Source organism: Pseudomonas sp. 3MAES_34.3B (genome assembly GCF_058145875.1).
The window spans coordinates 4,090,765-4,104,755 of the sequence record NZ_CM176960.1; the positions used below are offsets into that span (position 1 = coordinate 4,090,765).

The window sequence follows — 13,991 nt, forward strand, 5'->3', positions numbered from 1 at the left end:
TATGCTGCGCCGAGATACGCGATATCACATCGAGAATGCGAAGGCACCGAAGCTATTGAAGGTCATAACACCGGCGGAGCTGATCGAAAAAGGAACCGCAGTTTGCGCGGGAAATGCTGATTTTGATGATCTGATTCTTCGGATGGACGACGCGTCGGCAATCCACAACGAGCAGCTCATGTCTCTGCCCGTCGGTGGCTTCCTGTTCTCTCATGATTCAGTGGCGTCTCCTGGATTCCCCGGCCTGATTCTCAGTCGTCCTGCCGATCCGTCAGTAGTGCGCCCTGGAGATGTCATTGCGGTCAGTCCAGATACCGAGGTGGTACGTGTGCTCTACCGCCGTGGAGCGAACAGCAACCTCTTGTTCATGACGGACCGCTGCAACAGTCTGTGCTTGATGTGCTCCCAGCCGCCGAAAGATGTCGATGACCGTTGGCATATCGATGAGAATCTAAGGCTCTTGGATCTGATTGATCCCGGCGTTGAGCAGCTCGGGATCAGCGGCGGAGAGCCAACCCTTTATCGACCCGGATTGCTGTCAATCATCAAACGCGCCAGGGACGTGGTACCGGAAAAAGCGCTGCACATTCTCAGTAATGGTCGCCTGCTAAGTGACATGAGCTGGGTGGAAGATCTCAAAAACTCTTCGCACCCGAACGTCACCTGGGGCATCCCCCTGTACGCGGATAATGCAGCAGACCACGACGAAGTCGTGAATGCACCAGGGGCGTTTACCGAAACCATGGCCGGCCTTTATAACCTTCAGCGAGCCGGGCAGCGGATCGAAATTCGAATGGTCTTGAGCAAGCTGACGGTTACCCGGCTGCCGGAATGGTCTCATTTTGTGTTCAGGAACCTGCCCTTTACGCAGCACATTGCTTTGATGGGCATCGAGAACACGGGGCTGGCTAAGAAGAACTATGACCTTCTGTGGATCGACCCTGCGGACTACCAGGAGCAACTCGCGTTGGCCGCTCATTTTCTCGACATTCGAGGCCTGGCAGTGTCGGTCTACAACCTCCCGTTATGTGTTCTAGAACCGAGCCTTGGAAGGTTTTATCGCCGGAGCATTTCCGACTGGAAAAACGTCTTCATCCCCAGCTGCGAAGCGTGTTCAGCCAAGCACGCTTGCGCGGGTTTTTTCAAATCTCACTCGGTCCGCTGGCAGAGCCGAAGCATCCATCCGCTTTCACCAGAAGAACTAGAGACATTGCAAGGAGCGTTGTATGAAACTGCTTGATCGCTGGAAAGTGCTGATTGGACAATCGATAGCTCTGGCGCCGATGCTCGCCAGTCAATTCGCCGACGCGAGTCAGGCTCCGTTGGCAACAGGTGACTGGCTTCCTCAACCGCACAGTGCGCCACCCGTTTTCAAAAACACCTTGAACGCAAGCGATGCTGTGAACATGTATGCGGCGCATAGTTCTCATAGCTCACACAGCTCCCACAGCTCTCACTACAGCAGCTCGGGCGGCTACAGCTCTCCACGGTATAGTGCTCCGGCTCCGTCGTACTACAGCTCCCCCGCTCCGACCTCCAGCCTCTACCGTTCCGTTACTCCCAGCGCGACATCGGGGACGACTCCTCGAACCTCTACACCCTCAAGCACGGGATCGAACTTAGGGGGGGCTGCCTCAGAGCCAGCCTCCGCCGACCTATCGATGCTTGTGAGAAGAGTTCAGCTGGCACTGATGATCAAGAAATATTACTCAGGACCTATCGATGGCGTGCTAGGCAACGGCACACGGGGGGCGCTCATGGTGTTCCAGGCTGACTCCGGCATCGTAAACAGCGGCAGAATGGACACGCCTACTCTCAACGCGTTGGGGATTGCGATTCCCTGATTGCTTGATAAGAAAACCTGCATTGTGCCAAGTCTCAAAGATATGGTGGACCTATTCCTGGCTGCATGGCGATGGGTGCAAAGCCGGCGAAATCCCGTCTACGCTCAGGCGGCGCGCATACTCAAGACTCTTGATGCGCACGGGGTCAAACGACGCAAATCAACGCTAAGCACCCGGCCGTGCGTGAGTACCTTGAGGCGCACGATGAAGAGGGTCTGGCCGAAACGCTACCGAAGCGCCTGTCACTGACTGATCCTCAAGCCCGTTGGACCGCAGCTCCAAGTGGCTCAGCCATCTACGCCTGCTCCGTTGATGCCTTTCATGCTCACGATCCTGGCGCCTGATAGCGAGTGGAAGGGATATTGACCTTTGCTCAGACTAGCCCATGCCCGAGCAGCCTCACCGGTCTTCTTAAGGAAAGCAATATGATCCGGCTAGCCGAAGCAAGTGATGAGCCCGATATAAGAAATTGCGCTGAACAAGCCTACGCTCGTTATGTGCCAGTGATCGGGCGCAAGCCAGCCCCGATGATTGCCGATTTCATCACTCAGATAGCGGCAGGAGTGGTCTATGTGGCGACGGACAACCAAGCCAGGTTTCAGGGCTTTATTGTGTTCTATGTCAAGGATGGGTATTTCCTATTGGAAAACGTGGCAGTCCTCCCGAACGCAGCCGGACGTGGGGTCGGAAAGACGCTAATTAGCTTTTGTGAAAATACCGCGCGACAGCGTGGTGTGAACGCCATTCACTTATATACCAATGCAAAGATGACAGAAAACCTGTCGATCTATCCCCGGCTTGGTTATGTAAAAGTAGCGGAGCGCACGGAGGATGGTTTCAATCGTGTTTACTTCCAAAAAAACCTTACATAACCTAGGCGGCTTGCCACAGGCCGGCCCAGATGGCGAACCTGCGTGAGGTGGTTTGGCCGGACGTTTACGCTGGAGGGCCGACACGCTCACCTCTCCTTCAATCCAATCTTCCTCGCAGCGACGTATCGCTTTAAAGCAAACGTGGTCGACTTCTATCTGACTGGCGTGCTCACCGATCCGATCGCCATCACTGGTAAGCTGATAAACATGTGCTCGCCTGATCATAGTGATCCGCAATCGGCTATGCAGCGCAGAGCGTCCTCCTTAGGCGGACAGAGGGGACGAAGCTCATAGTGCAGCATTGCAGCAACAGGCCATACACATTCTGGCCTTTCACATGCGACTTTCGAAGCTATACAAGCCCTAAGCAGTGGGCCCCGCCTGTGGCACCTTTGCAACGGTTGTCTACTGTACACAGAGGCATCAATGTTCGTGCTTTCAGCGTCCAGGCTGCGTGATTTCAATGCCGATATGCGTAACCACGTCCATTGGCAAGGAATCAGAACATGAAAATTCTCCGAATGCTGTGCGTTGCCCTCCCTCTTCTGTGCATTGGTTGTGCCTCGAAGCCGCTGGTTTACAAACCCTCTGATGTCACCGGTAAACCTACCGGAGAATTGAGGTCGTTAAGCGACTTGCTGCCTGATAGCACCCCTGTCAGGCTGATATTGGTGCATGGTGTAGGTGACCATTGCCCTCTCTATGCACTCGGCAAACGCAAAGGTTGGTTGAACAAAGATAATGCCGAGGCAATCGGACTGTTCGCGGTCTCAAACGAGATACCCGAGCCGCAATTCATCAAGGCCGGCGTCTATATGGAAGGTGTCAAAGACGGGCGGTCACAGGTCAGCTTCGCAAGAAAAGACTATAGGTTGATGCTGCCTGGCCGGGCAGAAATAAAAGTAGAAGCGATTGAAATCACATGGTCTTCCTTGACCCAATGGATCAAGAGTGACCAGCTTGGATATGATTCACCGTCGATTTTTGCCAGTCGTAACCGCCCGGACTGCCTGCAAAACAGCAGCGACAAATTGCTGCCAACCGTACAAGCGCCTTGGAGGGTTCCGCTAAATAAGACGATCAAGGAATTGGTATTCGATAGAAACCTGGCCGACGCGTTGCTTTATGCAGGCACCTATAGGAAGACGATCGAAGGAGGTGTTGCCGAAGCGCTCTGTCACGCGGTCACCGACACGAAGAACAGTGCAAAATGCGCTTGGCCCTCAGCGCCAGTTAGCGCTCGCCCGACGTACAAAAATATTTTTGTAACACATAGTTTGGGTAGCCGCATAACCTACGATATGTTCATTGACCTTATGTCGAATGCGGAGGTAAATAGAATTTTCGAAAAAGACTATCGAAAGCAAGCGCGGCCATTTATTGAGCACATGCTCGACAATACCCCCGCCTTTTACATGATGGCGAATCAGTTGGCGCTACTTGGCTTGGCAAATGTCCCGCCAGACGTACAGTCGGATAGATCGATTCAGAGACCTTATTCAGTCATTCTGAATCAACCGGCGATATCTCCCACCGGTACAGATAAACCAGCGGAGTCCCCGCTTCAACCCGCCGTGATCGAGAGCGAGCCTGCTGGCGTACCTGAGTCACCAATCACCCAGTCCCAACCATACGTTTTCGGTAATGTCCTGCTCAAGATTGCTGCCATCAAGGACCAGATCGCTAAGGACACACACAAGCCAGCGAGCAGCTTGGAAATCATTTCATTCAATGACACCAACGATCTGCTGACTTGGCACGTGCCGAGGGGATATGTGAGCACTGAGGCTGACGCAATGGGACGGCCGGTAGTAAATGTGACCGATGTATTCGTGCAAAACTCCCCGCGCTGGCTTTTCCTGCTTGAAGGTCCCACCGGTGCTCATGTGGATTATTTCAATAACCCGACCGTGAGAGACATCATTCGCTGTGGCGTCAAAGCCCGTAAACAACTGTGCGCCAAATGAGCCTAGTAAAAACATTTGCCGGGGTAGGCTCTAGCATCGTAACCCGTGTAGGGCCTACAACAACGCCCTCGCATAACCGTTCCATTCAGACACGCTTCGCGTGATCTCCCCGTCCAGCACACGCTTGTCATCATCTGTACTGGGCGCGGTGCTTGGGGTCAGGGAAGGAAGCACTGGCCTGATAGCAATCTCGCCAGTGAAGCCTCTAGCGATGAGCACATCATGCTGCGCTTTGAAATCGGTATGTCCACTCCCGATGCCCCCGCGGGCGGAGGCGGGTATGTGATAGCACACCAGATCGCGAGCGTTTTCTCTCAAAGCCTGCAACGGGTTCTGCTCATCGATGTTCGTGTGAAAGCTATCCAGGATCATCCGAAGGTTGGAGCTTCCTACCTCCCTCATAAGATCCCGGCATTGCGCCGCGGTATGGATGAGCGGGACCTGGTAATGGTTGCAGACTTCATAGAGGGTACCTACTCCCTTCTCGCGGGCGTACGCATCCACAGCTTTGCAGCACGCGATCAGACGCTGCATGGCGGTTTTCGGTCAGAGCAGTTTTTGGACCAGAGCGACAGCCCATGAAGGGTCACCGGCACCCCACCGGTGGCCACGGCAAAATCTACGACCTTCATGTAGTGCTCGATTGCCGCGGCTTCAGAGGCTTGCGATGGATCAGGCGGTGCGGCATTGAAAGGGTCGATAGCGATCATCTTTAGATTCGCTTGTTCTGTAAGCTGACGAAGCCGAACGGGATCTTCATCACGGTGGTCCCCCGCGTATTGAATTCCCTGCAATCCAAGCGCGTTTGCTTTTTCGACCAGGCTTGCCGCATCAGTAGATGCCTAGGGTCCAAGTTACGATGCTGATGTCCATGAATGTTCCTAAAACGATAGGCTTTCCAGGCTGTAAAGACCGGAATAGAGCCTTTCGTATATGAGGATGTTGTACCCTGAACCCTTCAGTCGGATGTAGGGCCTGTCTCCACCGTTGGAATGGGGTCTGCTTTATGGGCGTCGCATCTCGTGCGCTGCCAACCCTCCGAGAACACCAGCCTCCCTACCGCACCGCAGACCTCGCAGGTCCGCATCGAGTGTTGGAGAGCGAAGTTGATCCAGGCCTCGATCTCGGGTGATGACTGATGCATCAAGATTCGAACTGCACCAAATTTTTCCTGCACCCTTCGGATCTTTGCGACCCCGTCGGTTCCACGTAGGTTGCGTTCGTTTACCAGGAAACACAGCGTTTCCAGTATCGCCCCCCAACCTGGCCCGCATTCGGCGACAAGCCGGTTTCGATCCCCGCTTTCAAAGACAGACGGGTATTTATCGATGAGATGTTGAGACAGACGTGAGTCAATACGGTGCACTAGTTTACCTCCTAATAGCGTTGATCGCGCCCCAGCAGCAACGGGTCTACCGCTCAGCTTCACCCACTCTCGCAAGTGATACATCTAGATCTTCCGGAGCGCCTGCCAAGTGTTCCATCCCTGCTGCAACGCCCGAAGAGACGCCTGTTAGCATCCCGTGCTTCTTCATTAACGCCATAGATCGATTGGAATGCTCATGAATTTGGCGGGGATAGTCCCGATGAGCTGGAGGGCGGAAAGGATGGCGGCTACTATCGCCTCGTTTAAGTCTGCCTTCCGGTCACGGTTCAAGTCGCTTCAACATTTTCTGCACTGCGCCCTGCCCTAGGCTCTTTTCGTAAGGGCGGCGTATACGAAGGATCTGCATGATCGACAACGAGCGGCGCAAGCGGGGTGTCAGAAGTCTCGTGCATCTGTTCGCTGAACCACCGCCACCCCATGGGCGCAAAGGAAAGAATCCCATAGTAGCTTCCAGTCTCGGTGACGACCCAGAGACTGTCCCCGGCAATATGAATCTCAGCAACATATGAGGTATGGATACGGTGACCGTCTGCAAACCGACCTGAAGGCTCCGCTCTGGCGTGTTGCCAGATCTGCCCCTCAACCACAGGGGGCCGATTCATGCGTGCATTGGTGATGAACCCGGTGAAAGCAAGGCCGCCCGAGTCTTCGATCAGCTTTGCCTTTGCTCTCTCAAAATCCTGTGTCATGGTTAACTCCGGGGCACCTGTGTAGATAGTGGGTCTTTCACGCCGGCGTGGTTTGGCTCTCGCCAGGGCTTAAGCGCCTACGGCTCTAGCCCTTCGATCGACGAAAGTGAGAAGCTCACCGCTGTACAAACGCCGAAACCCGATCCTGTCCCGCTCGGTCCAGCCAAGCGCATCAGCAGCCTGCGGTTCCAACTCAAGAAACAGCCGTCCCTCGAAAGATTGGCAAACGTGTCCGACCCATGTCGGAGAGGTACTGTCGTCCAGCGATCTGCGCATCACCGCGACGTCGTCAGCAGCAGCATTTGGGCGGTGCTCTGGGCTAAGCACGAAATACGCTGCGCGCCGAGCGACTTTCGCGGACTCTGATGAAGAGATGTCCTCGATGTCGATGTGCAGCCCCCCGGCCCCGGAAACACGTAGCTTGCCGGGCTGGAGGCATTTCGTCCGGAAGTAGCGGTCGATGCGTTCTCTTATCCGTAGCCATTTAGTGAGTAGTATCAATGCGCACTCTTCCCGTTTGGGCTATTGCCAATTCCCTTGGTGCAGCAGCGCTTTGCGCTAGAGGTTCCCATGGGGTAAGTATGTTGTCTCGTAGCTAAACCAAGCTGCAAGGACTGAGAAAAGCATAAACGGAAGTCTGCAAGCGGCCGTCAGGTTTTGGCGAAGACCAAGCTATCCCAAGAACAAAGTAGATGGCCGTGGCGACTACGTTCAAAACAGCAATCATTCCACGAGAATTTCAGACTTCTCTCTTGAACGGCCAAAAAGGTTAAGGATGCTTGGAAACATCAAAGAAGATGTCGTCATCACGAGTGTAATTCACCTTCGTAGTGTGGTCCACTCTAATGCGCTAAGCATTAGGCTCAATGAACATTCTGACCTGACCAAACGAATACCCAAGCATACAGTTTCTCCGAGATCCCAAACAACTATAAAGATGACGAATTCAATAGTACGCCACAAGAAATGCAAGTCAAGTCCCTGGAGTGATATTTTTTCAAACGATATAATATCAACTAAATGATAACAACCCCGCTACAACCTCCTAAGATTGTCAGCTCAACTGACGCTTAAAGCGTCAACCATATTGACACCATCCCACACAGGAACTATCTAAGTATGTCGGAGAGCCGTTTACCTACCAAACGTTTTTTTCATATCGCCCGTAATACCAATCGTGCCCATGAAATCTCTCATATCTTCGCAAGGTTCAGACTTGCAGCACTCAGCACGTCTATCATCCAGAATGGCTTGAAGACTAGGATGCTAAACAACACATAAATTTATAGGCCGCGCTTCCAATGATAGGCATGAAAAAAGTCAATAATGCAAACAACTCAACCGACTACACTACACAAACCGCAAAATTTCGTACCAAAAAGCGCCATCCACAGCGTAATCTGTAATTTTAGTGGCTCTACTTTTGCCGCCAAGACCAACAATCATGACCTGCTCGCACCTACGCTCAAAACACCTTTTGTCTACCCCATGAGCCTAAGCGAGAGGCCATCATTGATGGCAATGAAGGCCAGGTTAATCGGGTCGATACGATCGTGTAAAATGCCGAAATCTTAGATGCGATCGCAGCTGGCGTGGGTCGCAGTTCGTAGCTGTCGTTGGACCGCGAGTTGTTTTTCCGTACTGCTTGACCGGGAAACCCTCGGCCTGCGGATTTAACCTGCCTTAACGGGTCAGAGTGTTGCAGCCGAGAAAGGCATAGGTTATTGGAACAAGCGTTTATACAGCTAACAGTTTTCCTTGTTATGTGTCGGTTCTGTCGTGCATACAAAACACTATGGACTACACAGAAAGCACGACCTTTGAGTGAAATCGTTTATTTAGAAAATATTTCCAACCGCCACGGCAAAAAGATTCCCTACAGAAGTAAATCTATAGATCTAAAAAAATGAGAACTGCGTTGCAAAGCATATAACTCCAGCATAATTTGCTTGACAATAATTTTTTTCAAAAATAAAATACTTATTGTTGTTTCCAAACAACCCTGCTGCGCAGGAAGCTGGCCAGTAGGCCGGCGACTGACACACCGCATACTCCCTGATAACACGGATATAAACTATTAATATGTATAATATTATGTATACGCGCACGTGCGCGCGAAATATCATGATGAATTACAACATTATCTTAAGAATTACAAACCAGAAAACCAGAAAATTGGACTAGCATCCAATCCTCTCCCTGGCGAATTACAGCCTAACCCCTACCCAAGCCTCAAAGATTCCACTAAAGCCTCTTAGAGAGCATTATAGAGGCTTATAGACCCATCCATGGGTCTTCTCATAACCGCCAAAGCCCCTGAATCCGGGTCTATCAACACAAGGCATCATTGGAACAACCTATGTTCTATGGACGCGGCCCTAGCTGTACCCTGAATTGTCGATAGCAGGCAGAGTTTTGCAAAGCCTATAACAAATCGATCAATGCTGCTTTATGGGTTTAGACAATTGCTAGTCGCCAGCCAAACAAAAACAGTGCTGAATCACCAATCCAAGCTAGCAACAAAATCTTAGAAAATACTTGCGCCATTATAAGTCTGCATAGTAGATTATAAACAGACCTCAATTAGGGGGTCGTATAAGAATAAATTATGTCAGCAATTAAATACCATATCGCCGGAAGCGAAATCGAAGTATCTGTTCCCTTCTCATTGAAAAACGTATTCAAGGGAGTTTTTAAAACAGCAACCTGGAACGGTTTCAAAAAAGTTTGGATAGTCAAGCATTCTACAATATCCCTCAATAAACTGGAAAAGTTTTCCCTAGCCTCCGACAGCCTTAACGTTGATGAGTTGATCGAAAGAGGCGATAGCGAAAAGGAGCTAGCGGCTATTGAAAAAGAAGTTACAGAGGCAGTAGAAGAGATTCAAAAGGAAATCAGTAAACTCTCCTCAATCATGGTAATTCGTGAAAATCTATCAAAAGCAAAAATCGAATTTTGTGAAAAAAGACAGGAAGCCTCTTGCTTACGGTCGAAACGACTCAAAGTTGAAAAAGAAATAAAAACCGAGCTTGACGGTATCATGGACAACTATGATACGAAAGATAAAATATTCAAGCTAATTACGCTTAGAAAAGCCAAGCCAACTTCGTCAAATGGGTCAATGGCGCGCGGTATTCAGTCGGAGTTACGAGAAATCTATTATGACATCGAAAAAAATTACGGAATCAAAATCTATACCTTGATGGGATTAAGCCATGTGAACTGGAACAGGCCTGATCGCGATAGCGTCGTCGATACCGCACAAGGTCTCTATTCAAACATTGGCAGAGTGAATCTTGATCTAGCAGAGCAGGATTCATAGGGCTTTTGGCTCTGTTCCCCAAGCTCACTTGGCGCTGGCGTCCAACGTCAGTACGCATTTGGCGCCGCTCCAGATTCGAGGGGCGTCGCTCATAGGTTTTACTTGGTCTACCGTTGGTGAAGATTCTAACCCACGCATCGAACCATGCAATTTTCCTTGTTCGAAGACGAACCCGCACCGTTCAGCGGCGCCCTCCCCACCCAATCAAGGATGCCTCTTAAGGTTGGCGGCAGGCACGTTAGACCAATTCTGTTCCACGACCTGTGCAACGAATAATGCACAGATAGGAACTGGCTACAGTAGCCTAGAACAGTTCATTCGCCTGATTACGACCCTTGGCAGTGCAAGCATGCCCTTGCGCTTATTGCTTGGCTTCGATCCTTCTCAGGCCCAAAATCCTAAACGCAGCCATAATGCCGTATGGATTCCCAGTTGATGCAGGAAACTATCGGCTGCAACGAGGCGTCTCGATCACTCTCAGTGGACAGGAACCGCATTGCCTCGTTGATACGTAACGGCCATTTGGAGATCCACTATCCGGCAGGTAGCCACAGGATGCACGCTAAGATCTACCGCACGCGGGCGCAACGATTATTGGTTTTAGCAACTTAACAAGACTCCTTTGAAGACAATTACGCCGAAGAATTTCGCTGTGTTTAGCGATGCAGTCTAATAGGAAAACGCTATAGACGCTTATACAGCGAACAACGTCCTCCGATCTCGGTGAACGCAGTCGGGCACACAAAAATATTTGCCGTGCAGAAGAATCGATCTTCGTGAAATCGTTTATATAGCAAACATTTCAAACAGCGCAGCGGAAAGATTTTTTATGCAGGTTAATTTCCAGATCTTAAAGCGCCTCAAAAATGAGACCTAAAAATGAGACCTATGTCGCAAAACACATAGCTCAAGCATATTTCGCTTGACAGGATTTTTTTTCAAAATAAAATGCTTATTGTTGCTTCCAAATAACCCTGCTACGCAGGAAGCTGGCCAGCAGGCCGGCGACTGACACACCGCTTTCTTCCTATGAGTAATATATAAACCTATAAATATGTATAACATTGTGTATACGCGCACGCGCACGCGCTACACGTAGAGATGGATTGCAACATCGTCTTAAGAATTAAAAACTGGAAAACTAGATTTAGAAACTGGAAAACGTAAAACCAACCAAGCATCTAATGCTCTCCAAGGCGAATTACCGCCTTCCCCCTACCTGAGCCTCCAAGATCCAGTTAAAACCTCTCAGGGGGCGTTATAGAGGCTTAGAGACCCGTCTATGGAACTTTCCACAGCCACCAAAGTTCCTGACGCCGGCTCTATCAACACCAGGTATCTAAAAACAGCCGCTCAAACGATCCATTATCTATGGACGCGACGCTAACCACACTGTGAATTGTCGATCGCAAAGTGGCGACCAACAAAAGCTTTGCAGAAGTATGCCATTAGGGAAAAGGACAGGAATTTCTTCCAAGGGCGCAATCGGCCAGTAACCCCACTGGCGCCTTCCGCGTAGCGGCTATCAAATTTATTAGCCCCGCTGCACTTGAGTAGCCGTTGCCGCGTCAAAAATGTTTGCTTCGAAAAAAGCTAAGGTAGGGCGGTCAGAGACCGCCCTGTTCGTCTTATTTTTTCTTTTTCTCTAGAGTTGCCGCCTGGTTACCGCCTTGTTCTGCGATTGCTGACAGCTTTTCGTCGGCGCCCTTTTCTTCGGCGAGGGTCTCGCTCAGAAGTGATGCGGCTTCGGTAAGCCCCAGATGCTTGGCTAAGGCAACCAAGGTGCCATACGCGGCGATTTCGTAGTGCTCGATCTTCTGGCAGGCGCCGATCAAGGCTGCGTCAAGTACTGGCCCTTTCTCGATCTCTTCAAGCAGCTCTTTACCTTCCTCGATTAGACCCTCAGTCGCCACACACTTCATGCGTTTGAGCTTGAATCCAGTGACTTCTACGACTTGGTCGATCCGCTCGATTTGCCCTTGGGTTTCCTCAAGGTGCGTGGTAAATGCTTCAGCGAGTAAAGGATTGGTCGAAGCGCGAGCCATCCGCGGCAGCGCCTTGGTGATCTGCTTTTCGGCGCTGTAAACATCAGAAAGCTCGTGGATGAACAGATCTTCTACGGTTGTACGGGCCATGGTGATACCTCATCGTCGTTGATCGGAGCTGGGCATACCGCTTCTGCTGGGTAACCGGAGCGCGTGCTGTCGCAGCAAAAGCGCTTCGCTACCGCCCTGGGAGCTTATAGGGTCGAGCAGTACCTGTTCATCAGAGAATCTTGCGTACGATTTGTGCTGCGCGCTTCGCTTTTCTCAGATAAGCGGTACCGCAATATAGAGCCCTCCCACCAATTCGTGCCCTGCCTACAAACGTGGGCACGACAGGAATGCTTTGCAGTTCGGGAAGCGCGACAGCTACGAGCTAGAAAGCGATGGATTCGCAGGGACGAGGGGTGAGGAAGAACTAAATGCAGCGCTCATTCACGATGACGCATGCAGCCCTCTGTTCGCTGTCAAAGTCTTTCGTTGTTAGCCTAAGCCAGCGTTCGCGTTGGAAGCAGCGCGGTTATCACCCTGTTTCCTCGCGTGCGCCGCTACGCTAGGGTCCGCTGCCAACTGCGCACACAGCGCCATGTAAGGGAGGCTACGGATTTAGTTTGATGGGTGTCTCGGATGTCCGGGTACCACCTCAATATCGCTTTATGGCGCGCGCTACGTACCGTCATTCCCAATCAGTGTCCTTGAAGCCCAGCTTTTCGACGCTAGGACTTCGACTGGCTAGGGAAGGCCAACCGGACATGCGCACCGCCTCCGTTGTACCGCTCGATGGTAGCCTTCAGACGTCTTGCCAACGCATCGATGATACCCGTCCCTTGGGTGGCCTCGGATCGCGCGGACAGGACATTTTCGGGAAAGCCGTGGCCGCTGTCCGAAACAGTCAGTACCACATTTTGGTCAAGATCGGCCCGAAGGACTAATTTGGTGGGAAATGCAGATGGCCCACCGGGCTTGATCGAGTTCGTGATGAGTTCGTTGAGTACCAGGCCAAGATTAGTGGCCAATTGAAACGAAACCCAGACGCTGTCCATCTCCACGTCCAGCCTGGGGGCATCGCCGCCGCTTTCCGCAGACACTACAGCTTCCGCCAGGCTGGGCAGGTATTCTGCGAGGTCCACCTGTCCCGTTTTGCTTCGGTGAAGGTACTCCTGAACCAGGCCGACTCCCAGAATACGAGTGATCGTTGCTTCGACGAGATCACGGGCTTCTTGAGCTGCGACACGCCCGCCAGCCAGCTGCAAGAAGGCGATGACAAGCTGTAAGTTATTCTTGACGCGATGGTTTAATTCCGCCAGCAGCACCTGCTGGTGCTCCTGTAGATCCCGCTGTTCGGTAATGTCGATACAGCTCCCGAAATAACCGGCGAAGCGGCCATTACGGTAATAAGGGGCACCATTGTCGAGGAACCAGCGGTACACGCCGTCTTTCCTGCGCAGCCGATAGGGCATGGTAAACGACTCTCGTGCATCAAAGGCTGTAACGTAGATATTAACGCAGCGGTCATAGTCGTCCGGGTGGACATCCTCCGCCCAGCCAAAGCCCAACAATGCTCCATGGTACGGCCAGCAAAGTCAATCCACGGCTTGTTAAACCAATCGCATTGCCGGTCGGTGTCTGATCGCCAGATCATGACCGGTGCGTTATCAGCAAGCTCGCGGAATTCCTGCTCGCCCATGTCCGGTACAGACAGATTATGTGGGTTCGAATGGCTCATGGATCATTCTACCGGGGAGTGAGCGAGGAGGGTCAAAGCGGGAGGTAGGCTTTGAGTTGGTAGTGAGGCCGTATTCGCAGACGTGATCGCTATCATGGCTCTGAGCAAATCCGCAGGAGGAAACGGTTTCTTCATCCAGCCC

At 51.6% G+C, this 13,991-nt stretch carries 10 protein-coding genes and 1 pseudogene; 6 read left to right on the plus strand and 5 right to left on the minus strand.

Annotated features, from left to right (window positions below; genetic code table 11):
* The first annotated feature begins 1 nt into the window (after position 1).
* The 5 genes and pseudogenes from hxsC (at position 2) to AC3Z8Y_RS18215 (ending at position 4,683) form a co-directional block, all read left to right on the plus strand.
* Positions 2 to 1,240: a His-Xaa-Ser system radical SAM maturase HxsC gene (hxsC, locus tag AC3Z8Y_RS18195; protein ID WP_490086997.1), complete on the plus strand. Its 1,239-nt coding sequence runs from the start codon at positions 2 to 4 to the stop codon at positions 1,238 to 1,240.
* The gene (hxsA, locus tag AC3Z8Y_RS18200) at positions 1,227 to 1,844 is read left to right on the plus strand and encodes a His-Xaa-Ser repeat protein HxsA (protein ID WP_490086998.1); all 618 of its coding nucleotides are present in this window, start codon (positions 1,227 to 1,229) and stop codon (positions 1,842 to 1,844) included. Before hxsC ends, hxsA begins: the two co-directional genes overlap by 14 nt.
* 176 nt (positions 1,845 to 2,020) lie before the next feature.
* Positions 2,021 to 2,158 (plus strand): annotated as a pseudogene (locus tag AC3Z8Y_RS18205) (IS5/IS1182 family transposase); the annotation flags it as partial.
* A 111-nt stretch (positions 2,159 to 2,269) separates the two neighbouring features.
* A complete protein-coding gene (locus tag AC3Z8Y_RS18210) occupies positions 2,270 to 2,716 on the plus strand; it encodes a GNAT family N-acetyltransferase (RefSeq protein WP_490086999.1) in 447 nt (148 codons plus the stop codon).
* Between the two features lie 506 nt (positions 2,717 to 3,222).
* Positions 3,223 to 4,683, plus strand: a complete 1,461-nt coding sequence (locus tag AC3Z8Y_RS18215) for a hypothetical protein (RefSeq protein WP_490087000.1) — start codon at positions 3,223 to 3,225, stop codon at positions 4,681 to 4,683.
* A gap of 54 nt (positions 4,684 to 4,737) precedes the next feature.
* Here the strand turns inward: AC3Z8Y_RS18215 and AC3Z8Y_RS18220 are convergent, their stop codons facing one another.
* The 3 genes from AC3Z8Y_RS18220 to AC3Z8Y_RS18230 form a co-directional block, all read right to left on the minus strand.
* Positions 4,738 to 5,217 carry a sugar phosphate isomerase/epimerase family protein gene (locus AC3Z8Y_RS18220; RefSeq protein WP_490087001.1) on the minus strand — a complete coding sequence of 160 codons (480 nt, stop codon included), beginning with the start codon at positions 5,215 to 5,217 and terminating at the stop codon, positions 4,738 to 4,740.
* Positions 5,205 to 5,393 carry a hypothetical protein gene (locus AC3Z8Y_RS18225; protein ID WP_490087002.1) on the minus strand — a complete coding sequence of 63 codons (189 nt, stop codon included), beginning with the start codon at positions 5,391 to 5,393 and terminating at the stop codon, positions 5,205 to 5,207. The genes AC3Z8Y_RS18220 and AC3Z8Y_RS18225 overlap by 13 nt, the downstream gene beginning before the upstream one ends.
* Before the next feature lie 943 nt (positions 5,394 to 6,336).
* Positions 6,337 to 6,759 carry a hypothetical protein gene (locus AC3Z8Y_RS18230; protein WP_490087003.1) on the minus strand — a complete coding sequence of 141 codons (423 nt, stop codon included), beginning with the start codon at positions 6,757 to 6,759 and terminating at the stop codon, positions 6,337 to 6,339.
* Positions 6,760 to 9,367: 2,608 nt separating this feature from the next.
* Here AC3Z8Y_RS18230 and AC3Z8Y_RS18235 point away from each other — a divergent pair.
* The gene (locus tag AC3Z8Y_RS18235) at positions 9,368 to 10,081 is read left to right on the plus strand and encodes a hypothetical protein (protein WP_490087004.1); all 714 of its coding nucleotides are present in this window, start codon (positions 9,368 to 9,370) and stop codon (positions 10,079 to 10,081) included.
* A 1,628-nt stretch (positions 10,082 to 11,709) separates the two neighbouring features.
* Here the strand turns inward: AC3Z8Y_RS18235 and AC3Z8Y_RS18240 are convergent.
* Together AC3Z8Y_RS18240 and AC3Z8Y_RS18245 are read right to left on the minus strand one after the other, a co-directional pair.
* Positions 11,710 to 12,216 (minus strand): YciE/YciF ferroxidase family protein, encoded by a 507-nt coding sequence (locus AC3Z8Y_RS18240; protein WP_490087005.1) that lies wholly within the window; start codon positions 12,214 to 12,216, stop codon positions 11,710 to 11,712.
* Between the two features lie 623 nt (positions 12,217 to 12,839).
* Positions 12,840 to 13,679: a sensor histidine kinase gene (locus AC3Z8Y_RS18245; RefSeq protein WP_490087006.1), complete on the minus strand. Its 840-nt coding sequence runs from the start codon at positions 13,677 to 13,679 to the stop codon at positions 12,840 to 12,842.
* Positions 13,680 to 13,991 lie beyond the last annotated feature (312 nt).